Below are 22983 nucleotides of genomic sequence, written 5' to 3'. Positions count from 1 at the left end.
TCAGACCTCGATCGTCTTGGGACGGCGGCGTTCGAACCACATCACGATCAGCAGCCGCGTCACGTAGATCGCGGTGAAGACCGAGGTGAGGATGCCGAGCCCCAGCGTGACGGCAAAGCCGCGCACCGGGCCCGAGCCCATGACGAACAGGATCACGGCGGTGATGAATGTGGTGATGTTGGCATCCACGATGGCCGAGAGCGCACGCTCGTAGCCAAGCTCGATGGCGCGTGCCGGCCCTCGAGAGGTCTTGAGTTCCTCGCGGATGCGCTCGAAGACAAGCACGTTCGCGTCGACCGCCATACCCACGGTCAGCACGATGCCCGCGATGCCCGGCAGGGTCAGCGTGGCGCCGATGGTCGACAGAAGGCCGAAGATCAGGCCGATGTTGATGATGAGCGCGATATTCGCAAAGAGCCCGAACAGCCCGTAGCTGAGCCCCATGAAGACGAGCACGGCGATGAAGGCCACTGCCGTGGCGATCTGGCCTGCCTCGATGCTGTCCTGGCCGAGCTCCGGACCGATCGTGCGTTCCTCGAGGAAGGTCATCTGCGCCGGCAGCGCACCGGCCCGAAGCAGCACGGCAAGCTGCGTGCTTTCCTCGACCGAAAAATCGCCGGTGATGATGCCCGACCCGCCCGCGATGTGGCTCTGGATGACGGGCGCGCTGATGACCTCGTTGTCGAGCACGATGGCGAAGGGCGAGCCGATGTTCTCGGCGGTGTAATCCCCGAACGCCCGCGCCCCCGAGGGGTTGAAGCGGAAGTTCACCGCCGGCCGGCCGTTCTGGTCGAAGGTGGGCTGCGCGTCGTTCAGTTCCTCGCCCGTCACGACGGGCGCCTGCTCGAGCACGTAGTACAGTCCCTCCTGATCCATCGACGGAAGCAGCTCGTTGCCGATACCGGGGTTCTCGTCAGGATCGGAGGTCCGGCTGACGACGGGCTGGAAGGTCAGCTGCGCGGTCGTGCCGATGATGTCCTTGAGCTCCTGCGCCGATCCGATGCCGGGCACCTGGATCAGGATCCGGTCGAAGCCCTGGCGCTGGATCGTCGGTTCGCGCGTGCCGACCTCGTCGATACGGCGGCGGATGATCTCGAGGCTCTGGCGCATGGTGCGATCGTCGGTCGCCTCGCGCTCGGCCTCGGAGAGCGTCACGACGATGTCGCTGCCCTCGCCGCGTACCGTGATGTCGGTCGATCCCGCACCGGTCAGCGACTGGACCGGCGAAGCCAGGCCCCGGACGAGCTCCAGCGCTTGTTCCATGTTCTCGGGCTTGCCGATGCGCACGCGCAGCTCGTCGGCCGCCGAGGGCTGAAGCCGGATGGTGCCGACCGTGTCACGCTCGGGGCGCAGCGTGTCGCGCACTTCGGGCCAGAAGCTTTCCAGCCGCGCGGCATAGACATCCTCGACCTGGACTTCCGCCAGAAGATGCGCGCCGCCCCGCAGGTCGAGCCCCAGATTCACCAGCCCCGAGGGCAGGTACGAGGGCCATGCCCCCGCCGCGTCCCGGTTTTCCGAAGTATCGGCGCCCCCCTCGATGGCGGAAACGGCATCGTTGTGCCGTTCCACCCGATCGTAGAAGAGGTTGGGCATCGCCAGCAGCAGACCAACCGCCACCAGCGCCCAGATCAGAACGCGTTTCCAGGTCTCGACTTGGAGCATCGCCGGTTCAGCCTTCGGCCGGTTCGGTCTTGGAGGTCACCTGCGCGATGGTGTTCTGCACGACGCGGACACGAACGCCTTCGGCCAGTTCGACCTCGAGCTCGTTGTTTTCCTTGACCTTGGTTACCTTGCCGATCAGCCCGCCCTGGGTGACGACCTGGTCGCCCCGGCGAAGCCCTTCGACCATCTTCTGGTGGTCCTTCATCTTCTTCTGCTGCGGACGGATCAGCAGGAAATACATGATGGCGAAGATAAGGATCAGCGGAACGAATTGTCCGAGGGCTGCGGGATCCATGGGCACTCCTGTATGGTGTCAAGCGGGGCACCCCCGCGAATTGCGCGGAACCTATGCGCGGGGCCCGTGGGATGCAAGGAGAGTGCGGCGCGATGGCCCCCTGTCACCGGCGGCGCAAGGCCGCGATGTAAGGAGAGGGGACTTGCACCGCGGCCGGTGCCGCCTACCCTGACAGGCGCGCCCGGTCACTTCGGAGCCATGTCCCGTGCCCCTGCCCCTCCTTCGCCGACTCGCGGTCCTGCTGATCGCAGCGGTCCCAGCCCTGCCCGCCCTGGCCGATGACGCGGGCCCCGCCGTGGGTCGGCTGAACCTCGGCGGCTACAACCGGCTCCAGATGTGCACCGGCACGCTGGTCGCGCCCGACCTTGTCCTGACCGCCGCGCATTGCGTGCTGGGCGACGACGGGTACGCCCGCCGCACCGAGGACATGGTCTTCGTCGCGGGCTGGGACGGCGCGTCGCACTCCGGTGCCGCCGGCGTCCTCACGGTCGAAGCCCACCCCGGGGCCTTCCGCGACGGTCGCATCGACATCACCCGTGACCTGGCCCTCGTCACCTTGGAGACACCGCTCGACATCACTCCGCTGGCCCTCGGCATCAGTCCACCCGCCGGTCCCTTCGCCCTGCTCGGCTACCCGCGCAGCGCCCCGCACCGGCTTCGCCGCGAGGACGGCTGCGCAGGCGAGGCCTTCCGCGCCATCTGGCGCCTCTCCTGCCGGGTCGAACGCGGCCAGTCCGGTGGCCCTGTCCTCGCGGGCGTGGGTCCCGCAACCCGTGTCGTCGCCGTGCTTTCCGCAATCTCCGGCAGCCGCGCCCTCGCCGTTCCGGTCGACGACTGGCTGCGGCGAAGACTGGCGCGCTGAGCCCTACCCTCTGCCCGAAAGATCGGGCATAACCGGCCCCGACTCACGCAGAAGGAGCACCAAGATGCACGACATCCGCGCCATCCGAGACAATCCCGCCGCCTTCGACGCGGCGCTGTCCCGCCGGGGTGTGGAGCCGAGCGCGTCCCAGGTGCTCGAGCTCGACCAGGCGCGCCGTGCCGCCATCACCGCCGCCGAAACCGCCCAGGCCGAACAGAACAAGGCCTCCAAGGAGGTCGGCAAGGCCAAGGCGCAGGGCGACGAGGCCGAGTTCACGCGCCTGCGCGAACTGGTCGCCGCCAAGAAGACCGAAGTCGCCGAAATGCAGGCCAAGGCCAGGGAGCTCGACGCCCAGCTCACCGACCTGCTCATGGGCCTGCCCAACATGCTGCACGACGACGTGCCTGACGGCGCGGACGAAGCCGACAACGTCGAGATCCGCCGCTGGGGCGAGCCGCGCGCCTTCGACTTCCAGCCGAAGGAGCACTACCAGCTCGCCGCCGTGCAGGACGGGCTCGACTTCGAAACCGCCGCCAAGCTTTCGGGCTCGCGCTTTGCCGTGATGTCGGGCGCCGTCGCGCGCCTGCACCGGGCGCTCGCGCAGTTCATGCTCGACACGCACACCAACGAGAACGGCCTGACCGAGACCTGGACGCCGGTCCTCGTGCGCGAGGAGATGATGTACGGCACCGGCCAGCTGCCCAAGTTCGGCGAGGACAGCTACAAGACCACCGACGGCTGGTGGCTCGTCCCCACCGCCGAGGTGCCGCTGACCAATATCGTCAACGGGCTCACCCTCGACGAAGGCTACCTGCCCCGCCGCTACGTCGCCCACACCCAGTGCTTCCGCTCCGAGGCAGGCAGCGCCGGCCGCGACACCGCCGGCATGCTCCGCCAACATCAGTTCGAAAAGGTGGAGATGGTCTCCGTCACCCACCCGGACCTCAGCATGGACGAGCATGAGCGCATGACCCGCTGCGCCGAGGGCATCCTCGAGGCGCTGAATCTGCCCTACCGCACCGTGGTGCTCTGCGCCGGCGACATTGGCTTCGGCGCGATCAAGACCCATGACATCGAAGTCTGGCTGCCCGGGCAGAACACCTACCGCGAGATCAGCTCGGTCTCGGTCTGCGGCGACTTCCAGGCGCGGCGCATGAATGCCCGATTCAAGCCCGAGGGCGGCGGCAAGCCGCAGTTCCTCCACACGCTGAACGGCTCCGGCCTTGCGGTGGGGCGCTGCCTCATCGCCGTACTGGAAAACGGGCAGACCGAGGACGGCGGCGTGGTGCTGCCGCAGGTGCTTGGCCCCTGGCTCGGCGGCAAGACACGCATCACTCCGGAAGGTGCGCTGGAATGAACCGCCTCTGGGCGATCCTGTGTTTCGTGGCGGCGCTGGCCTTCGCGGCGTCGCCCTTCTTCACGGGCGGCTTCGACGGCTTCGACCCCTCGCAGTTCCCGGCCCCCCAGGACGACCCTCCGGTGCAGCCCTCGGGCTACGCCTTCTCGATCTGGGGGCTGATCTACCTCTGGCTTCTGGCCGGCACCGGCTTCGGCCTGCTGCGCCGCTGGGCCGACCCGGACTGGGCGCCCATGCGCCCGCCGCTACTGGTCAGCCTCGCCGTGGGAGCCATCTGGCTGCCGGTCGCCAATGTCTCGCCGGTGCTCGCCACGCTGCTCATCTGGATCATGCTGGCCGGTGCGCTGGTCAGCCTGTTCCGCGTCGGCGACACGGACCGGTGGCTGCAACAGGCGCCGGTGGCGCTGCTGGCGGGCTGGCTCACCGCGGCGGCCTGCGTGGCGCTGGGGCTGCTGCTGGCGGGCTACGAATGGCTCCCCGAGACGCCAGCCGCGCTCATCGCGCTCTCCATCGCGGTGATCATCGCCGTCACTACCCAATACCGCCTGCACCGGGCGCCCGAATACGGCATCACGGTGATCTGGGCACTGGTGGGCGTGATCGTCTCGAACTCGCAGCCCTTCAACGCCGCCGTCACGCTGCTGGCGCTGCTCGGCATCTTCGCGATCCTCGCCCTGCGCGGCACCGACACCGAGTGAGCTGAGCGCGCGCCGGAGACCCGGCCTCAGGCTTGGGGCAGCGTGACCCGGCCGTTGTGCAGCCACGAGATCGCATCCTCCAGACGGTCGTCGCCCCAGAAGACCTCGCCATCCACGACGAAGCTCGGCGCGCCGAAGACGCCGAGATCCATGGCCAGATCGGTCTCCACCTGCAGCGCCTTGCCGATCTTGGCGCTTTCCGCTTCGGCCACGGCCTTGAGCGGGTCGACGCCCGCGGCCTCCAGCGCCTCGGTGTTGTTGGGCTCTTCGCCCGGTGGATGCCCGGCCAGGAACCACAGCCGGTAGGCGGCACGCGTGTAGGCCACGCCCCAGCCCTGCCGCATGCCCAGCACCGCCAGCCGGTTGGCCAGCGCGAAGTGCTTCAGCGGATAGGGGGCGGGCAGATGCGCATGCGGCAGCCCGTATCCCTCGGCCCGCCGTTCTATGTCGCGCCACATGTAGGCGGCCTTCACTGGCTTGTCCTTGAAGGGGATGTTGTTCTGATGCGTCATCACGTGGCGCACGTCGAAGGGCCGCCAGATGATGTCGAGCCCCTCGGCTGCGGCGAGATCGGGCAACCGCATGATGGTGAGATAGCTGTAGGTGCTGCCGATCGCGTACCAGAAATCGATGTGGGCCATGCGCGTCCTCCTGCAGGCCGCCTCCCCGCGACCGCTTTCTCCGGCATCTTGCAGGCAAAAAGGTAAAAGGAGCACGAAAATCCGCGCGAAACCGCATCAATCCAGCACGACGATCCCCGAATGCTTCTGCTTGTGCTCGGGCTCCACGTGGATGGTGATGCGCGCGCCGGGCACGGCCTCCTTCAGCGCCTCCTCGACCCGGTCGCAGATCTCGTGCGCGTCGAAGACCGTCATCTCGGCGGGCACCACCAGATGGAAATCGATGAAGATCGCCTGCCCCGCGTGCCGCGTCCGCAGATCGTGTGCCTCGACCGCGCCGCCCGCCTCCTGCGAAATCACCTCGCGTACGCAGCGTACGGTAGCCTCGGGGGCCGCCTCGTCCATCAGCCCGCTCAGCGACTCGCGCACGACGCGCGACCCCGCCCAGAGGATATTGAGCGCCACCGCCCCTGCCAGCAGCGGATCGAGGATCCACCATCCCGTCGCCACGGCCAGCAGCACGCCAACCGCCACGCCGAGCGAGGTCACCACGTCGGCCATCAGATGACGCCCGTCCGCCACCAGCGCCGGCGACTGCGCCGAGCGGCCCTTCGTGATCAGGATCCGCGACCAGACCGCGTTGATCACCGTCGCGCCCGCGTTCACCAGCAGACCCACCAGCGGAAGCTCCAGCGCCACCGGCGACCGCAGCCCCTGCCAGGCCTCGTTCAGGATCAACAGCGCAGCCACGATGATCATCACGCCTTCGAGCACTGCGCTGAAGAACTCTGCCTTGTGATGCCCGTAGGGATGCGTGTCGTCAGCCGGGCGCGCGGCGACCCGGATCGCGATCAGCGCCGCGACGGCCGTGGCCACGTTCACGGTACTCTCAAGCGCATCCGAAAGCAGCGCGACCGACCCGGTCATCCACCAGGCCAGCGTCTTGATGCCCAGCACGAGAGCGCCGATGATGATACTGCCGATGGCAAGACGGATTGGGGTCGACACGGGCGGCACTCTCCCGGCGGGAAACAGGGACGCCCCATCTATCGCCGCCCGCGCCGCCGGGCAACCACGGGTTGGCGAGATTTGAGGGCAATCGGCCCGGACCTGCGCCCGGGCCGATGCGAGCGGCGGCGGCTCAGGTCACCTTGCCGTTCAGCGGATCGTCCGAACCGTCCTTGACGACCTCGAACACCACCTGCTTGCCCGCGTCGAGGAAGCGGTCTCGCTGGGCCACGCCGAAGTCACCGTAGGGGTAGGTGTTGCGCGGGACCGGCCTGCTTAGGAACTCGAGCCGCTCGACCGCGCCGCCGTCGAGCTCCAGGTCCGCGGCCGCGAGGTTGGCCTTCAGCTGATCGGCATCCCGTGCACCCACGATGGGCGCCGCGACACCCGGCCGGTCGGCAAGCCATTTTAGCGCCACCTGCGCCGGGGTCGCATCGTGGTCCCGAGCGATCTCGCGCAGCGCATCGACGATGTCCCAGCTCCGGTCGCCTTCGAGGAACTCCGCCGTCGACCACTCGTAAAGCGCACTCCCGTCACCGGCGCGGGTGCCCTCAGGCGCGGTGCCGCCACGCTCGTACTTGCCGGTCAGGATGCCGCCCGCCAGCGGCGACCACGGCAGCAGGTCCAGACCATTGTACCGGGCCGCGGGGAGGATCTCGTACTCGATCTCGCGCGACAGCAGGTTGTACTGCGGCTGCAGCGACACCGGCTTCGGCAGGCCCAACCGTTCGGCCGTCGAGACGAAAAGCTGCAGCTGCCAGCCGGTCACGTTCGACAGCCCGTAGGTGTGGATCTTGCCCGCCCGGATCGCGTCGGCGAGGAAATGCACCGTCTCTTCGACCGGCGTCAGCATGTCCGCCGCGTGCAGCTGGTAAAGGTCGATGGTCTGGACCTGCAGCCGCTCCAGCGACTCGTTCAGCGCGTTGTGCAGGCTGCGGCGCGACAAGCCGTGCGCGTTGATCTCGGGACGGACGCTGTAGCGCCCCTTGGTGGCGAGGATCGCGTGCTGCGTCACGTCTTTGGGCCGCGACGCGAACCACCGGCCAATGATGGCCTCGGTCTCGCCTCCCGCGTAGACGTTCGAAGTGTCGATCAGGTTGCCGCCCCCCTCGATGAAGGCGTCGAGCACGGCAAGGGACTGCTCTTCGGTCGATTCCGCGCCGAAGGTCATTGTGCCGAGCGCCATGGTCGAGACGCTCAGACCGGATGTGCCGAGGATGGTGTATTTCATGGCTCTGTCTTTCCTTGTCTGTTCCGGCCGCCTGCCTGCCCCGCACGGATGCGCCTCAACATCCGCGACGCCGTTAATGCCCTTCCGGTCAGACCGGGAGAGCGCGACGGCAGGCCCGCGCGGCTTCCACGACAGCTAGACGGGCGCCGGGCTCCGAAAATGCGCAGGGGAAGACAAGTCGGTATGAGCCGCGTTCATGAAACCGGACGCGCGCCGACCTCGGCGACCGCACGCCCCGAAGCACCGACGGGCGTGCCACGGGACGGCACGCCCGTCACGCGCGCCCTGCTTCTTTTCGCCTGAAATACCTCGGGGGAGTCCCGCAGGGACGGGGGCAGAGCCCCCACTTTTGCCTCCCCCTGATACAAGAAGACCGGCGCGGCCCCCGCCGCACCGGTCGCGCGCAGTGCCGGTGCAGCGCGCTATTTCTTCTTCTTGTCGAGGTGCTTGCGCAGGGCGCCCGCGTTCTTCTCGCGCTTGTTCTTGTAGGGGTTCTGCGAGGCCTGCGACCGCATGGTCAGCCGGATCGGCGTGCCCGGCATGTCGAAGTCCTCGCGCAGCCCGTTGACGAGGTAGCGGCGATAGCTCGTCGGCAGCTTGTCGGGGTGCGAGCACATGACGACGAAGCCCGGCGGCCGGGTCTTGGCCTGGGTCATGTAGCGCAGCTTGATCCGCTTGCCCTGCGGCGCCGGCGGCGGGTGCCGCGACACCATCCCCTCGAGCCAGCGATTGAGCTGCCCGGTGGTCACGCGCCGGTTCCAGACTCTATGCGCCTCGAGGATCGCCTGCTGCAGTTTGTCGAGCCCCTTGCCCGTCCGCGCCGAGATCGTCACCAACGGGGCGCCACGCAGCTGCGGCAGCACCTGCTCGAAGGTCGCCCGCATGTCGCGCAGCTTTTCCTGCTTCTCGGTCTCGGCATCCCACTTGTTGACCGCCACCACGACGGCGCGGCCCTCGCGCTCGGCCAAGTCGGCGATCTTCAGATCCTGCACCTCGAAGGGAATGGCCGCATCCAGAAGCACGACCACGACCTCGGCAAAGCGCACCGCACGCAGCCCGTCGGCGACCGATAGCTTCTCGAGCTTCTCCTGAACCCGGGCCTTCTTGCGCATGCCCGCGGTGTCGAAGATCCGCATCGGCACGCCGCCCCACTCGACACCGACCGAGATCGCGTCGCGCGTGATGCCAGCCTCCGGCCCGGTCAGCAGGCGCTCCTCGCCGAGAACCTTGTTCACCAACGTCGATTTGCCCGCGTTCGGCCGGCCAACCACCGCGATCTGCAGCGGCTTGTCGGCCGTGATAGGCCGCGGCGCGTCCTCGTCCTCGTCGCCCACGTCGACATCGACCTCGGGTGCCTCCGAGGCGGCCCGCTCTTCGAACCCCTCGGAAAGGGGCAGCAGCACCGCATAAAGATCCTCGAGGCCTTCTCCATGCTCGGCCGAGATCGCCAGCGGCTCGCCGAGCCCCAGACCCCAGGCCTCGATCAGCCCAGCCTCGCCCGCGCTGCCCTCGGCCTTGTTGCAGGCCAGGATGACGTGCTTCGCGCGCTTGCGCAGGATCTCGGCAAAGACCTCGTCCGTCGGTGTGATCCCGGTACGGGCGTCGATCACGAAAAGGCAGATGTCGGCCTCCTCGACGGCCCGCTCGGTCAGCCTGCGCATCCGCGCCGGCAGCGAATCGTCAGTAGCATCTTCAAGCCCGGCCGTGTCGATCGCTGTGAAATGCAGGTCCCACAGCTTGGCCTCGCCGTCGCGCAGGTCACGTGTGACGCCTGGCTGGTCGTCCACGATCGCGAGCTTCCGGCCGACGAGCCGGTTGAAAAGGGTGGACTTGCCCACGTTGGGCCGCCCGACGATGGCAAGCGAAAAACTCATGACGGCCTCCTGCCGCGGATCAAGAGCGCGTGTCTAGGGAAAAACGTCGTGGCTGTCCAGCAGGTCTCCTTCTTCATGCATCCGATCAGAAGTCCCCGGGAATACGTCGCATTCTACACAGCTAAGTCGCGGCCGCGCACCGCAGCAAACATGGATCCTTAACTCGCCGATGGCAGTGTGCCTGATGTCCGGGGCACATGTCCTCTCCTGCTCCGGGCTGACTTCCTCCCTGTCAGACTGGCCGCGCCCTCGGGCGCGGCTTTTTTGCGTCACGATGTGCTCGAGGCCTTGTGTAAAAGGATGTTGACCAGCAACAGATACTTTCGTAGCGTCGCACCAATGACAAAGTCGGCCGGTCCGACAGGGAGTGAAATCGAGAAGGGGCCATCTGGCCCCTTCTTCAATTCTCGGCCCTGAATTTGTCATCGTCTCCCACAAAATTCGACATCAGCGGCCCTGATTTCATCGCGGCGCCTTGCTGCCACCCGGAAAATTTGCCGACTGACACTGCTTGGCACCCGTGATAGCGATGCCGCTGAACGAATTTTCTCCAGAGGCTCCAATGACCAGAAAGCTCCTTCTTCTGACGACGTTCGCCCTGTTCTCGGCCGGGTCGGCGCTGGCACAGGACACAGGCGAAACCGCCGACACGTCCGATGCCGAGGCCCAGACGGAGACCGAGGCGCCGCACGGCGGTGGGATCGGCGGCGGGCTGGATCTTGGTGAAGACGCAGCTGCGGCCCCGACACAGCCGGGCAACCCGCAGCAGCCGGAAACCTACGTCCGCGACACCTACGATGACTGGGATCTCCAGTGCCTGCCCGTCGAGGACGGTGAGGATGTCTGCCAGATGTACCAGCTGCTGACGGACGGGCAGGGCAATTCCGTCGCCGAGGTGAGTATTTTCCGCCTGGCGGGTGAAGGTCAGGCCGTCGCTGGCGGTACATTTGTCGTGCCGCTCGAAACGCTTCTCACGCAGCAATTGACCGTCTCCGTGGACGGCGGCGCAGCGCGGCGCTATGACTTCGCGTTCTGTAACCGCATCGGCTGCTACGCCCGTGTCGGTCTGACAGCAGAAGATGTGGCGCGTTTCAAGGCAGGTGCCTCAGCACAGGTGCAGATCGTGCCGGCGCTTGCTCCCGATCAGCGCGTGACGCTCGACATGTCACTTGCCGGCTTCACGGCTGCGTATGACGAGGCATCCGAAGTAACGCCCTGAATCAAGCGCAGTTGAGCAAGGTCGGGGGCCCTGCACCGAATTGGAGCCGGGCCCTTTTTGCGTTCAGTGATAACCGCCCTTGCTACCTGCTCGTGCGAGCCCATCAAGGACGGCGCGCGCGGCGCGGTCCCCGGGGTGAGGTCCGCCGCGCCCGAGACTTTCCATGGTCCGACGCATCGCGGCGCGCTGCGCTTCCGGGGCCTCCAGCACCTCGAGAAGCGCCCCCGCCACACGGTCAGGTCGACAGGCGGGACCAATGAACTCGGGGATTGTCCGGGTCTGATCGACGAGGTTGGCGAGGGTCACGCTGTCCACGCGCAACAGCCGTCCGATGACCTGCCGCGAGAGCCAGCCCATGTCGTAGGCAATGACCATTGGCGTGTCCGACGCGGCAAGTTCGAGCGAAACCGTCCCCGAGGCCGCCAGCGCCACATCTGCCGCCCCGAAGGCGGCCCGCTTTTCGGCACCTTCCTGGTCCTCTCGCGGGTCGATCAGGACTGGCGGGTGTTTCCAGCGGGCCACGACCTCGGACACGGCGGACGCGACGGGCCCGGCGGCTGGCAATACCAGCCTCAGATCGGGCCGGGCCTGCCTGAGCTTTTCTGCAGCCGCCTCGAAGATCGGAAGCAGGCGTTGGATTTCGGACCGGCGCGATCCGGGCAGCAAGAGCGCGACCGGGGCCTCTCCGATGCCGTGCCGATCGCGAAAGGCCTGCGCCTCGCACTTTGTCGCCACCGGATCCGTTACCACCGGGTGGCCAACGAAATCGCATTCCATGCCTGCTTCGCGCATGTAGGGCGGCTCGAAGGGCAGAAGCGCCAGGACTTGATCGACATGGGCAGCCATCTTTTTCGCCCGCCTCGGGCGCCAGGCCCAGACGGTTGGCGCGACGTAGTGGACGACCCGTATGTCGCTACGTTCTTTCACCAGCCGCGCAACACGCAAAGAGAACTCCGGAAGATCGACAGTCACCAGCACATCGGGTGCCGCCGCAATGACGGCATCAGCGGTCTGTCGGATGCGCGCCTTGAGATGCCGGTATTCGCGTAGGATCTCGGCGATCCCCATGATCGAGATCTCGTCCATGGGAAAGAGGCTCTGCAGTCCCTGCCCGAGCATCCGTTCACCGCCGACCCCGAGGAACTCGATCTCTGGTACACGGCTCCTGAGGCCACCCATGAGCGCTGCGCCCAGCCGGTCGCCAGAGGGTTCTCCCGCCGTGATGAAGACCTTCATGCGCCCCGCTCGCGCACCCAAAGGAAGCGACCGGCGCGGTTGAGCAACGCCACCGTCTCCTCCCTGTGCAGGACCATCACGCCCCTGTATTCGATGACCACGCCTGCCAGACCGGCAGCGATGACGGCCCGTGCCGTTCCCGGTCCGATCACCGGCAGGTCGGCACGCCGGTCCTGGCCGGGCTTTGGCCCCTTGTAGAGAAAGCCCTGCGGCGGTTCGCCTTGGCCCGACAACCAACCTGCCGCTGCACCGATCAGGTCACCGGCCGCATCGAGAGCCCGACTCAGCCGGTCATGACCGTCCCTGCCCGCCCCACTCAGGTCGGCCAGCATTGCGTCAGTGCCCCGCTCGTCCTCTCGGATGACCACCTCACCTTCCCTGAGCACGCAGGCCTGGCCGAGATCTGCGGTGCCCATCTCGGAAAGCGTTGCCTCGGCGAGCGGCAGATCCGCGGTCACGAACTCATCGGGCCCCTGCCCCGTCAGGACACCCGGCGCGGGCAATAGCGCGGGTGAAGCCTCATGCGCTGCAAGCACAGCAAAACCCGCGTCTTCGAAAAGCTCGAGTACCACCCGCAGGGCGCCATCGTCGCCCATCTGGATCGCGCGCTGGAACTGAGGCACGAGCGGCTGCGTCGCGGTATCGATCAGGCTGATGTCGAGTTCGGGCCGGGTGATCCTGCCGCACAGGCAGACCCGTGTCACTCCACGGGCGGCCAGCTTGGGAAAGAGGCTTCCGAGCTGCTCGAGCCGGAACCGGATATCGACATCGAGCCCGTCAGGCTCGAAGCCCTCCAACGCGCAGACGACCGGCCGGGGCCTGTGTTCCTTGGCGACGGCACGGGGAAGATCCCCGGCGCCACAGATGATAGCCAGCATAGGTTCAACCCGGTGTCAGGTAAGATCTGTCACTTTCGCCGAGGATGAAATCGACGATCTCTCGAACATAGTCGCTGGTGGTCTCGTTGCCCAGACGTCTGGCCCGATCCTGGAAGGCACCCTCGCCCTGCGCAAGCATCTGAAACGCGGCACGCAATGCGGTTATGTCAGCCCTGCTCACACCGCGCCGCTTGAGCCCGACAAGGTTCAGCCCGTCCAGCTTTCCGCGCGGGGCCTGGACAAGGCCATGGGGGATCACGTCGTTGGTCACCATTGTGACAGCGCCGATGATCGCGCCCTTGCCGATACGAACCCACTGGTGCACCCCGGACAGTCCGCCGACGATCACGTCGTCTTCCAAAACGCAGTGACCTGCGACCGCGGAGTTGTTGACGAGGATCACGCGGTTGCCGATCTGGACATCATGCGCAACGTGGCAACCCGCCATGAAGAGACCGTCGTCGCCAACGCGCGTTACGCCACCGCCGCCCTGCGTGCCGGTGTTCATCGTCACATGCTCGCGGATCCGGTTGCGCTTGCCGATGACCAGCGAGGTCTGCTCGCCCCGGAATTTCAGGTCCTGGGGGATTTCCCCGATGACGGCGAAGGAAAAGACCATCGTCTCGTCACCGATCTCGGTGTTGCCGGCGACAACCACGTGCGATTTCAATTCGACGCCACGGCCCAGTACAACGTCCGGGCCTACGTGGCAGAAGGGGCCGATGCGGCAGTCGGGGCCGATCTTGGCGCCGTCCTCGACCACCGCGCTGGGGTGGATGACCGCATCCATCACGCCGGAAGATCCATCATGGCGGAAAACTCCGCCTCGGCTGCGAGTTCACCGGCCACCTCGGCGCGGCCCTCGAACTTCCAGACCTTGCCACCCGGCTTACCGCGCAGGGTCTTGATGCGCATTTCCAGCACGTCGCCGGGAACGACCTTGCGGCGGAACTTGGCCTTGTCGATGCCCATGAAGTAGACAAGCATGTTCTTGTCCGCGAGATCCAGAGCCGCGCCGACCATCACCGCCGAGGTCTGCGCCATCGCCTCGATGATCGTCACACCGGGCATGACCGGCATGCCGGGGAAATGCCCTTGGAAATGCGGCTCGTTTATGCTCACGTTCTTGAGGCCGAGCGCGCTCTGCGTCCCGTCGATCTGTTCCACGCGGTCCACCAGCAGGAAGGGATAGCGGTGTGGAAGGATCCTCTGGATCAGCAGGATGTCCGCGGAAAGCAGAGTATCGGTCATCGGCGGGTTCCCCGTGTGTTGTTATGTCCCCGTGGGTAGCAACCCCTCAGACGGGGGGCAAGACGCTCAAGGGCTGGCCGGTAGCGCATCCCCCGGTTCCGGGGGGGCCGGCAACGCATTCTGGAGCGCCTCTGGGCCAGCTTCGGCGCCGTCTTCCTGGTCGTCAGGAGCGGGCAGTTGGCTGCCATCGCCGATTTCCGCGTCAAGCCGCGAGATTGCGAGGGAAGTCACATCGACACTGTCCGCCGCCACGAAGACGGCACGGCGCTCCAGGATGACGGCCGCTCCGCTCTCGCGCATCAGCTCGGTGAGAACCGGCTCCGCGGCAGTCGCGAAGCGACGCCGAGCGGATTCTCTGCGTTCTCCGATCTCGCGTGCCTTTGAATCCTGTTCATCTCTGAGCCGTGTAACTTTCTCATCAAACGCATTGGCCAGCTCACGAAACTCGTTGGGCGGAAGCTGTGCCCTTTTCTCGGTAAGCTCGCGCTCTTCGTCGATCAGTTCCGCCTCGATTCTGCGGTTCTCTGCCGCCACGGCTTCTCCGGCACTTTCGATTTCCCGAGCGACACGCTGCCCGAAAAGGCTGCGACTGAAGAGACGTTCGAAATCGATCACGAGTATCTCGCTCTGGATGGTGCCCGGATCGAGGTCACCGCCGATCTGCTGCGCCCCTGCGGCAGGCGCAATGGACAGCAGGACAAGACAAATGACAGTGCGGAGGCGCACGCGATCAGAACCGTGTCGAGATCGTCAAATCGAAGCTCTGGTCCTCGTCGTAGTCTTCCTTGACCAGCGCCTCCGAGAAATTGAGCCGAAGTGGCCCGATCACGCTATCCCAGAGGACGGAGAACCCGATCACGTGGCGTGCCGAGAAATCGTCCGAGACGATGCTGTTGCCAGCCGCGACGTTGGAAGTGCTGTCATCGCTCAGCCCCCAGACCGAACCGACGTCATAGAACAGACCGCCGGAGATACCGTATTCTTCGGGAAGACCCAGCGGGAACTCGGCCTCGAAGCGGGCGACAGCGAACATGTTGCCGCCCAACGGGTCGTCCACGCCATCACCGATTTCCCGCGGACCGATACCGCCATACTCGAAGCCCCGCATGATGCTGGGAGACGACTGGAAGCGGTCGATCACCCGCGAGTTTCCGTCGGCGTAGTTCAGAACACCGCCTTCGAGCGTCGCACGAAGCGTCACTTCCTCGTTCCAGACAAGCGTCTGCGCCACGGCCTTGACGCGTGTCTCGACGTAGGTGCTGTCCCCACCCAGACCGCCGAAATCGGTCCCGAACTCAAGAAGGATACCCGCGTTCGGATTCAGACCCGTCTTTCGGCTGTCGTAAGCCAGCGTGAAGCCAAGCGCGCTGTCGTAGCGTTCGCCCTCCTCCGCCTCGGCAGTGATCACGCCACCGACATCGCTTTCGTCGGGCACGGTGATGTCGGAATAGCCGAGCGTGTAGCGAAGCGACAGCGTGCTGCGTTCGGAAACCGGGAAACTCAATGACGGACGAATACGTCCACGCGCGGTATTGAAGTCCGAATTCAGCCGGTCCGTTTCACGGTAGCTGAGATCGATCCCCAGCGCCGTATCACGTCCAAGCACCGCGGGTTCAGTAAAGGAAAAGGCATACTGCGTACTGGACGATGCGGTATTCACGGTAAAGCTCAGCGCTTGCCCACGTCCGAGGAAGTTGCGCTCGGAGAAGGAAACCGCGGCGCCGAACCCGTTGGTCGTGGAGTAGGACCCGCCGAGGCTCAGGGAGCCCGTGGGCTGTTCCTCGACATCGACGTCGACGATGACCTGCTGGTCCGAGGTCCCTTCGCGGGCTTCGACATCCACATTGCTGAAGAAGCCAAGCGCTCGAATGCGTTCGGCCGATTGGCGGATCGCACGCGGGTTGAAAGGATCGCCCTCGACCACGTCGAACTGGCGCCGGATCACCCGGTCAAGCGTCGTCGTGTTGCCCTCGATGTCGATACGCTCAACGAAGACGCGCTCCCCACGGGTTAGCTGAAATTCGACATCCAGCGACAGGTCACGGTCATTGCGGGTGACGCGCGGCTCGACGCGGACAAAGTTCAGGCCCTCCTGCACCGCGAGCCTTTCCAGACGCGCGATATCGTTCTCGACCAGGCTGGGTGAATAGACAGCCCCGGGACGCACCTTGATCGCGTCGCGGAAAAGCGCCTCGTCCACCTCGGGCAGGTCGGACGTGACCGAGATCTGACCGAATTCGAACTGCTGGCCTTCCTCGACGTTGAAGGTGATGAAATAGCCATCGCGTTCCTGCGAAAGCTCCGCGTTCACCCCCGTGATGCGGAAATCGACGTAGCCACGGGAGGCGTAGAAGTCGTTCAGCAACTGACGGTCGAACTGGATTCGGTCCTCGACAAACGTGTCGCTGCGGATGAGACGGCGAAGAAGGCCGGCCTGCTTGGTCTGGAGCACCCTGCGCAGACGACGGTCTGAGTAGGCGTCATTTCCGACGAAGCCAATCCGCTCGATCTCGACGACCCCGCCTTCGAAAACCTCGAACACGAGGTCGACGCGGTTCTCGCTGCGGCGAATGACCTTCGGCTCGACGCGGGCGGCAATCCGGCCCTGCTGGGCGTAAGCCGAACTGATGGCCTGCGCATCGCTCTCTGCCTGCCGCGGGTTGAACACGCGGCGCGACTGGGACTGCACGATCTGCGCCAGTTCCTCGTCGCCGAGACGGCGGTTGCCTTCAAAGGCGATGCGGTTGACCGTCGGATACTCGACGACGTTGATCACAAGCGTTGATCCACGGGGCTCGATCTCGACGGTTTCGAAGAGGCCGGTGCCGAGGATCCGCTGATAGGCGTCATTCAGCTCCGCAGCGGAAACCGTCTCGCCCCGCGCGATGCCAGCGTAACTCAGGATCGTCGCGGGCTCGATCCGCTGCGCACCCTGAATCTCGACCGAGCTGAAGCTGTAGCTCTGTGCCACCGCGGGAAGAGGTATGCTTCCAAAGCCGGCTCCGAGGCCGAGCAGAACCGAGAACGCTGCGGCGCGCGTCCTGACAAGGCGGCCGTCACGACGGCCGGTGCACTGACCCATGGTCGTCATTTTCATTGTCTTTCCCGATGTGACATCCCACGGCATCGTGGTTATCGGGATTGCCCTACCTTGTCAAAAGCACAAGGCCGGCCCTCGCCCCCAATTTAACCATTTATTTTCTGCCTCGAACCGAAGGCACATCGCCGTGCACGAAGCAACCCGAAGTGACCCGAAGACAGGCCAATCCTGCGGAGCGATCATGGACGCGGTTCGAGGGAAATGTCGCGATCAGGGGCAGAAAATGTCGTTGGTCAGCGCAAAGACCATGAGGCCGAGAACGAGCGTCAGACCGATCGACATCAGCACACGCAGGGCGCGGTCGCTCGGGGGACGGCCCGAAACGGCCTCGTAGGCAAAGAACACAAGGTGCCCGCCGTCAAGAACGGGCACTGGAAACAGGTTGAGCATGCCGACGGCGGTCGAGAGCACCGCGATGAACCAGATGAAGCTCGACGCGCCCTGGCTTGCCATGTCGCCGCTTGTCTCGGCGATGCCGATGGGGCCCGACAGGTTGCAGGTGCTGATCGCGCCCGTGATCATGTGCCAGAGACCGGAGATCGATCCTTCCATGATGTTTCCGACCTGCGTGACCGCGCCTCCGACAGCTTGGAACGGGCCAGGGGTTTCGGTCGCCGGATCGAATGCCATGCCGCCGACGATTCCGATCCTGTAGACAGTGCGGAACGTGTTGTCGGCCTGCGGCTCGTCCACCCGCTTTGGGGTGAGCGTCATGGGCGTCTCTTCGCCGTCGCGCCAGACCACGATGTCGAGCGGCCGGCCTTCGGAGGTCTCGACCGCCTGCTTCAGCTGGTCGAAGGCGAAGACCTCTTCACCCTCGACCGATACGATCACGTCGCCGCTGCGAAAACCGGCCTCGGAGGCCGCCGACCGCGGCACGACCTGGGTCGCGACGGGCGGGTAAACATAGGGCCCTTCGACCTCCACAAGCCGGTCGCCGCGTTCGACGGTGTAGTCGAGCTGCGGCTCCTGCGGCAGCGCCTGCAGGAAACTCTCGTAGGCCACGCCGTCGGAGAACGCCGGCGGCGCCTTGCCCTCGATGCGGCGGACGATATCGCCTTCCTGCAGGGACTGGTTCACCGGCAGGGTGCGAAGCTGGCCGACCGTCAGCGGATCCGACACCGTGCCCTGATGCATCATCACGCCGGCGAAAATCAGGATCGACAGAATGAAGTTGAAGACCGGTCCCGCGGCGACGGTCGCGGCGCGCGCCCAGAGCGGCGCACCGGCCATGGTCTGCCGCCTCTCCTGCTCGCTCAGCCCCTCAAGCGCAGCGGTATCGGTATGACCCGACGGATTGTCGTCGCCCCGGAATTTCACGTAGCCGCCCAAGGGCAACAGAGCGAACTGCCACTTCGTCCCGTGGCGATCCATGCGCGAGAATAGCACCGGGCCGAATCCCAGCGAGAAGACATCCGCCTTGATGCCGCTCCAGCGGCCGACGATGTAGTGTCCATACTCGTGGATCGCGACGATGACGGATAGCGCGACGACGAAGGCCAGAAGCGTCCAGAGCGCTCCGCCGAACTGCGGAATCAATGTGGTCAGGTCCAAGCCTCGTGCCCCTCGCTTTTGGCGGTGCCGTCAGGCCGCCAGTGTATCCGTCGCACTGCTCCGTGCGAAATGGTCCGCAGCGCGAACGTTATCAAGTGTGAAGGCCGCATCAATGAGCCCCGGCTGCCCCTCGGCGGCGGCAAGAACCTCTTCCACGATGCCGGCCATCCGGGTGAAACCAATGCGCCGTTCGAGAAAGGCATCGAGCGCCGCTTCCTTGGCCGCGTTGAATATCGCACCCGACAGACCGCCGCGCGTCATCACCTCGCGCGCAAGCCGCAACGCCGGCCAGCGCACCTCGCAGGCCGGTCGAAACGTCAGGCTGCCGAGTGCGGCAAGATCCAGCCGCTCGACTGGCAACTCCCGGCGCTGAGGGTAGTGCAGCGCAAAACCGATAGCGTGGCGCATGTCCGGCGGACCGACATGCGCCATCATTGCGCCGTCGCGGAAGCCTACCAGCGCATGCACCATAGATTCCGGGTGCACCAATGTCTCGATCACCGATGGATCGACGCCGAAATATTCCCGAGTCTCAATGAGTTCCAGCGCCTTGTTGAACATCGACGCGCTGTCGATGGTAATGCGCTGCCCCATCGCCCAGTTGGGATGGGTGGCGGCCTGTTCGGGCGTCGCGTCGGCAAGCGCCTCGATGGGCCAATCGCGAAAGGCCCCGCCGCTCGCCGTGATCACGATCCGCTCGACGGTGGTGATGTCCTCGCCTAGAAGCGCCTGAAACACGGCCGAATGCTCGCTGTCGACGGGGAGGATGCGTCCCCCGTGGCTGGTTGCCGTGCGCAGCATCAGCGGCCCCGCGCAGACCATGCTTTCCTTGTTGGCCAGCGCAAGCGTCGCGCCATGTTCGAGCGCGGCGAGCCCGGGCTCGAGCCCTGCGGCCCCAACGATCGCCGACATCACCCAGTCGGCCGGGCGCTGCGCCGCCTCTATCAGGGCCATCCGGCCCGCCGCCGCCTCGACCCCGCTGCCCGCCAGCGCGACGCGCAGTTCCGAAAGCCGGCTCTCGTCCGCGATCACCGCCACATCGGCCCGCAGATTGCGCGCATCGCTCGCCAGCTGCGCCACGTTGCGCGAGCCGGTAAGCGCCACGACATCGTAGCTGTCGGGATCCCGCGAAATCAGGTCGATGGTGTTCTGACCAATGGAGCCGGTCGCCCCGAGGATCGAGACACGCTTCATGCTGTCCTCACAATAGATCGTCTCAGAAGCCGCTCGGCGGGACGCCGGTCATCTGCGCGGCAATCACGAGGAACACCGCAGCGCCGAGCATTCCGTCGAAACGGTCCATCATGCCGCCGTGACCGGGAATCAAGGAAGAACTATCCTTGACCCCTGCCCTGCGCTTGATGGCGGACTCCGCGATATCTCCGATCTGGCTGGCCATGCTTGCGGCAACGGACACACCGATCAGACCGAAACCGGCCCCCGGCAGACCCGAGAACGCAAGCCCGACCATCGCCGCGCCGACCCAGCCGGCAATCGTGCCGGCCCAGGTCTTGGACGGGCTGACGCGCGGCCAGAACTTCGGACCGCCGATCATGCGCCCGGCGAAGTAACCCAGCACATCCGTCGCGATCACAACCAGCGCCAGCCAGAACATCCAGAGCAGCCCGACGTCATCGCGCAACGCGATAATTCCATAGCCTGCAAGCATGATCATGGCAGTGAAGACCGCGTAGACGACCCCGCCCCGCTCCATCCGACCAAGGCCTGCCAGCGACGGTAGCAGGAGCAGCGGCAGGCCGAGTCCAACCGGCAGGTAAACCGCCCCAATCACCGAGACACCGGTCACAGCGGCGAGAACAAGCGACGACCGCTCGGGGTGCTTGTCCATCATCGTGACAAGCTCCCAGACCATCACGAGACAGACCAGCGCGACGAGTGCGTGGAAAAGAAATCCCCCGAACCAGACGGCCACCAGACCGAGCAGGACCATTACCACCCCGGCCGAGGAACGACGCGCCAGATCGGCCCAGCGGTTCTCACTCATGCCGGAACAGCTCCGTACCGACGCTCGCGCTTGCCGTAGCTCTTGACGAGGCGACCAAATTCCTCGGCGCTGAAGTCGGGCCAGAGCGTGTCGATGAACTCGTACTCGGCATAGGCCGACTGCCAAAGCAGGAAGTTCGAGATCCTCGCCTCTCCGCTTGTGCGAACCACCAGATCCGGATCAGGCAGCACATGGGTATCGAGATAGCGCGGCAATGTTTCCTCATTGACCTCGTCGGGATCGAGACGACCTGCCGCCACATCATGGGCCAAACGACGGGTCGCGCGCGCCACCTCGTCACGACCGCCGTAGTTTAGCGCAATGGTCAGGTTCACACCGTCACAGCAGGCGGTGAGTTGCTCCAGTTCATCCATGAGTGTCAGCAGCTTCTTGTCGAGCCGCGTCCGATCACCAATGAAACGGACGCGCACGTTTTCGGCCTTCAAGGCCTTCGCCTCCTGCGTGATGTACCTCCGAAAGAGGCTCATCAACCCGGCAACTTCGGTCTGCGTCCGTTTCCAGTTTTCGGTCGAGAAGGCGAATATCGTCAGGTACCGGACACCGAGATCCGGGCATGCCTCAACGATTTCGCGGACCCGCTTTGCCCCGGCGTGGTGACCGAAGAGACGCGGCCGCATGCGCTTTTGTGCCCATCGACCGTTTCCGTCCATGATGATCGCCACATGGTCCGGGCCATCAGTGTCGCGGATCGGTTTGAACATGTACCAGGTCCTCTTGTCCGGGCGCGGCGTTCGGAGCGTATAACGCAACGCATCACGAAACCCTAGGCGAAATTCCCTTGTTTATCCGCCTGTCCCTCGCAGGCAACGATATCGCCCAACCCTTCGCATCTCATGCGGACGGCAGTTGGCCGGCAGCCCTGACGGTCCCGGTGGGGGCACCCGTCGGAGACCCACCGGGGGGTTCGTCCGAAATTGCAAGCGTCGCCCCCGGCAAGGCTTGAGCGATCTCCGCGGGCAGCGAGAGCACCGTGCCGTCAGTCGCCTCCAGCAGCCCAAGCGAGCGCGGCGCGCTGTCCGCGTCGGCGATCAGCCAGAGCTCTAGGACGCGTCCCTCGGGCGCCGCGCCTTCAAGCCGGTCGACCCGCAGTACTCCTGTTTCACGCTGGAAGCGGGCTTCGAACGTCAGGGCGCCCTCGGTCGGAGAAAGTTGCGCGACCAGTTCAGACGGCGAGGGGTCCAGCAGCCCGTTTTCGACCACGACCCAGGCGATCAGCGCCGCCGCGAGCGCGCCGCCAAGGTGGGGCAGCAGGCGACGCCGCAGCGACCGCTGCGGGGACTTGAAGAGGCGCGACTCGATCCGGGACCATACGCCCGGCGGCGGCACTTCCGCAGGGACTTCCTCGGCAAGGGTCGAGAAATAGACCTCCCAGGCTTCCACGTCCTGGGCCAGATCGGCGTCTTCCCGCATACGTCGCTCGAAGACACGCTCCTCATCCTCCGGCAGGAGCCGCAGGACATATTCGGCCGCAGTAGCCTCATCGCCACCGGGGAGGGTATCTTCATCGGAACTCATTGGCTCAGACACTCCCGAAGCTGCATCAGGCTGCGCCGCAGCCAGGTGCGCACCGTGTTCAGTTTCGTCTGTGTCGCTGCGGCGAGTTCGGCATAGCTCAGCCCGTCCAGGTAGACCCGCCGCACCATCTCGGCGCGTCCCTCGGGCAGTTCGGCAAGACAGGCCTGCAAGGCGCGCGCCTCATCCCCGGCTTCCAGGATCGCGGAAGGTCCCGGCGCGGTATCCGGCATTGCCTCGGCTTGATCGAGCCCCGCGGTCCCGCCACGCGACGCCAGCTTGCGACGGCGGTCGATGGATGCGTTGCGCGCGAGAGTGATCAGCCAGGTCATCGGGGAATATCCATTCGCACGGTAGAGGCCGGCCTTGTCCCAGACGCGCAGGTAGACCTCCTGCAGCACCTCTTCGGCTACGGCCCTGTCCTGCAAGACACGCAGGCAGACGCCGAAAAGTTTCGCCGAGGTACGATCATAGAGTCGGTGGAAGGCGCGCCTGTCGCCCAGTGCCACGCGACCGATCAGTGCCTCGATTTCCTCCCGTGGTGTCATCGCCACCCGTCGCTTCCCCTTGCCCCTCCCCGAGATATGTTGCACGGAAGAG

At 65.7% G+C, this 22983-nt stretch carries 22 protein-coding genes; 4 read left to right on the top strand and 18 right to left on the bottom strand.

What is annotated here, in order from left to right:
• Both secD and yajC read right to left on the bottom strand, forming a co-directional pair.
• The gene (gene secD, locus C8N44_RS08205; RefSeq protein WP_107975708.1) at positions 1-1662 is read right to left on the bottom strand and encodes a protein translocase subunit SecD; all 1662 of its coding nucleotides are present in this window, start codon (positions 1660-1662) and stop codon (positions 1-3) included.
• A gap of 7 nt (positions 1663-1669) precedes the next feature.
• Positions 1670-1957, bottom strand: a complete 288-nt coding sequence (yajC, locus tag C8N44_RS08200; protein WP_107975707.1) for a preprotein translocase subunit YajC — start codon at positions 1955-1957, stop codon at positions 1670-1672.
• A 205-nt stretch (positions 1958-2162) separates the two neighbouring features.
• Here yajC and C8N44_RS08195 point away from each other — a divergent pair, with 205 nt between their 5' ends.
• The 3 genes from C8N44_RS08195 to C8N44_RS08185 all read left to right on the top strand — a co-directional run bounded on the left by C8N44_RS08195 (position 2163) and on the right by C8N44_RS08185 (position 4874).
• Positions 2163-2819: a trypsin-like serine peptidase gene (locus C8N44_RS08195; protein ID WP_107975706.1), complete on the top strand. Its 657-nt coding sequence runs from the start codon at positions 2163-2165 to the stop codon at positions 2817-2819.
• Positions 2820-2883: 64 nt separating this feature from the next.
• Positions 2884-4176, top strand: a complete 1293-nt coding sequence (serS, locus tag C8N44_RS08190; RefSeq protein WP_107975705.1) for a serine--tRNA ligase — start codon at positions 2884-2886, stop codon at positions 4174-4176.
• The gene (locus tag C8N44_RS08185; RefSeq protein ID WP_107975704.1) at positions 4173-4874 is read left to right on the top strand and encodes a hypothetical protein; all 702 of its coding nucleotides are present in this window, start codon (positions 4173-4175) and stop codon (positions 4872-4874) included. The genes serS and C8N44_RS08185 overlap by 4 nt, the downstream gene beginning before the upstream one ends.
• Before the next feature lie 26 nt (positions 4875-4900).
• Here the strand turns inward: C8N44_RS08185 and C8N44_RS08180 are convergent, their stop codons facing one another.
• The 4 genes from C8N44_RS08180 to der all read right to left on the bottom strand — a co-directional run bounded on the left by C8N44_RS08180 (position 4901) and on the right by der (position 9607).
• Complete coding sequence (locus tag C8N44_RS08180; protein WP_107975703.1) at positions 4901-5515, bottom strand: 2-hydroxychromene-2-carboxylate isomerase; 615 nt, start codon at positions 5513-5515, stop codon at positions 4901-4903.
• A 96-nt stretch (positions 5516-5611) separates the two neighbouring features.
• Positions 5612-6502: a cation diffusion facilitator family transporter gene (locus C8N44_RS08175; protein WP_107975702.1), complete on the bottom strand. Its 891-nt coding sequence runs from the start codon at positions 6500-6502 to the stop codon at positions 5612-5614.
• 133 nt (positions 6503-6635) lie between these two features.
• The gene (locus C8N44_RS08170) at positions 6636-7733 is read right to left on the bottom strand and encodes an aldo/keto reductase (protein ID WP_107975701.1); all 1098 of its coding nucleotides are present in this window, start codon (positions 7731-7733) and stop codon (positions 6636-6638) included.
• A 422-nt stretch (positions 7734-8155) separates the two neighbouring features.
• On the bottom strand, positions 8156-9607 hold the full coding sequence (der, locus tag C8N44_RS08165) for a ribosome biogenesis GTPase Der (protein ID WP_107975700.1): 1452 nt from the start codon (positions 9605-9607) through the stop codon (positions 8156-8158).
• 562 nt (positions 9608-10169) lie between these two features.
• On the opposite strand from der, the gene C8N44_RS08160 reads away from it, so the two are divergent.
• Positions 10170-10826 (top strand): invasion associated locus B family protein, encoded by a 657-nt coding sequence (locus C8N44_RS08160; protein WP_107975699.1) that lies wholly within the window; start codon positions 10170-10172, stop codon positions 10824-10826.
• 63 nt (positions 10827-10889) lie between these two features.
• Here the strand turns inward: C8N44_RS08160 and lpxB are convergent, their stop codons facing one another.
• From lpxB to C8N44_RS08100, 12 genes are all read right to left on the bottom strand, one after another.
• Positions 10890-12062, bottom strand: coding sequence for a lipid-A-disaccharide synthase (gene lpxB / locus C8N44_RS08155; protein WP_107975698.1), 1173 nt, complete (start codon positions 12060-12062; stop codon positions 10890-10892).
• Positions 12059-12940, bottom strand: coding sequence for an LpxI family protein (locus C8N44_RS08150; protein ID WP_107975697.1), 882 nt, complete (start codon positions 12938-12940; stop codon positions 12059-12061). Before C8N44_RS08150 ends, lpxB begins: the two co-directional genes overlap by 4 nt.
• 4 nt (positions 12941-12944) lie before the next feature.
• Positions 12945-13730, bottom strand: a complete 786-nt coding sequence (lpxA, locus tag C8N44_RS08145; RefSeq protein ID WP_107975696.1) for an acyl-ACP--UDP-N-acetylglucosamine O-acyltransferase — start codon at positions 13728-13730, stop codon at positions 12945-12947.
• Complete coding sequence (fabZ, locus tag C8N44_RS08140; protein WP_107975695.1) at positions 13730-14191, bottom strand: 3-hydroxyacyl-ACP dehydratase FabZ; 462 nt, start codon at positions 14189-14191, stop codon at positions 13730-13732. Before fabZ ends, lpxA begins: the two co-directional genes overlap by 1 nt.
• Positions 14192-14257: 66 nt before the next feature.
• Positions 14258-14917: an OmpH/Skp family outer membrane protein gene (locus C8N44_RS08135; RefSeq protein WP_107975694.1), complete on the bottom strand. Its 660-nt coding sequence runs from the start codon at positions 14915-14917 to the stop codon at positions 14258-14260.
• 4 nt (positions 14918-14921) lie between these two features.
• Positions 14922-17282 carry an outer membrane protein assembly factor BamA gene (bamA, locus tag C8N44_RS08130; protein WP_107975693.1) on the bottom strand — a complete coding sequence of 787 codons (2361 nt, stop codon included), beginning with the start codon at positions 17280-17282 and terminating at the stop codon, positions 14922-14924.
• 219 nt (positions 17283-17501) lie between these two features.
• On the bottom strand, positions 17502-18845 hold the full coding sequence (rseP, locus tag C8N44_RS08125; protein WP_107975692.1) for an RIP metalloprotease RseP: 1344 nt from the start codon (positions 18843-18845) through the stop codon (positions 17502-17504).
• Between the two features lie 30 nt (positions 18846-18875).
• Positions 18876-20039 carry a 1-deoxy-D-xylulose-5-phosphate reductoisomerase gene (gene dxr / locus C8N44_RS08120; RefSeq protein WP_107975691.1) on the bottom strand — a complete coding sequence of 388 codons (1164 nt, stop codon included), beginning with the start codon at positions 20037-20039 and terminating at the stop codon, positions 18876-18878.
• Positions 20040-20061: 22 nt separating this feature from the next.
• Positions 20062-20850, bottom strand: coding sequence for a phosphatidate cytidylyltransferase (locus C8N44_RS08115; protein WP_107975690.1), 789 nt, complete (start codon positions 20848-20850; stop codon positions 20062-20064).
• Complete coding sequence (locus C8N44_RS08110) at positions 20847-21572, bottom strand: undecaprenyl pyrophosphate synthase (protein ID WP_107975689.1); 726 nt, start codon at positions 21570-21572, stop codon at positions 20847-20849. The genes C8N44_RS08115 and C8N44_RS08110 overlap by 4 nt, the downstream gene beginning before the upstream one ends.
• Positions 21573-21702: 130 nt before the next feature.
• Positions 21703-22386, bottom strand: a complete 684-nt coding sequence (locus tag C8N44_RS08105) for an anti-sigma factor (RefSeq protein WP_107975688.1) — start codon at positions 22384-22386, stop codon at positions 21703-21705.
• On the bottom strand, positions 22383-22931 hold the full coding sequence (locus tag C8N44_RS08100; protein ID WP_107975687.1) for a sigma-70 family RNA polymerase sigma factor: 549 nt from the start codon (positions 22929-22931) through the stop codon (positions 22383-22385). Before C8N44_RS08100 ends, C8N44_RS08105 begins: the two co-directional genes overlap by 4 nt.
• Positions 22932-22983: the final 52 nt, after the last annotated feature.

The sequence above is a fragment of the Allosediminivita pacifica genome (assembly GCF_003054175.1).
Classification (GTDB): Bacteria; Pseudomonadota; Alphaproteobacteria; order Rhodobacterales; family Rhodobacteraceae; genus Allosediminivita; species Allosediminivita pacifica.
This window is presented reverse-complemented; position numbering and strand designations above follow the sequence as displayed.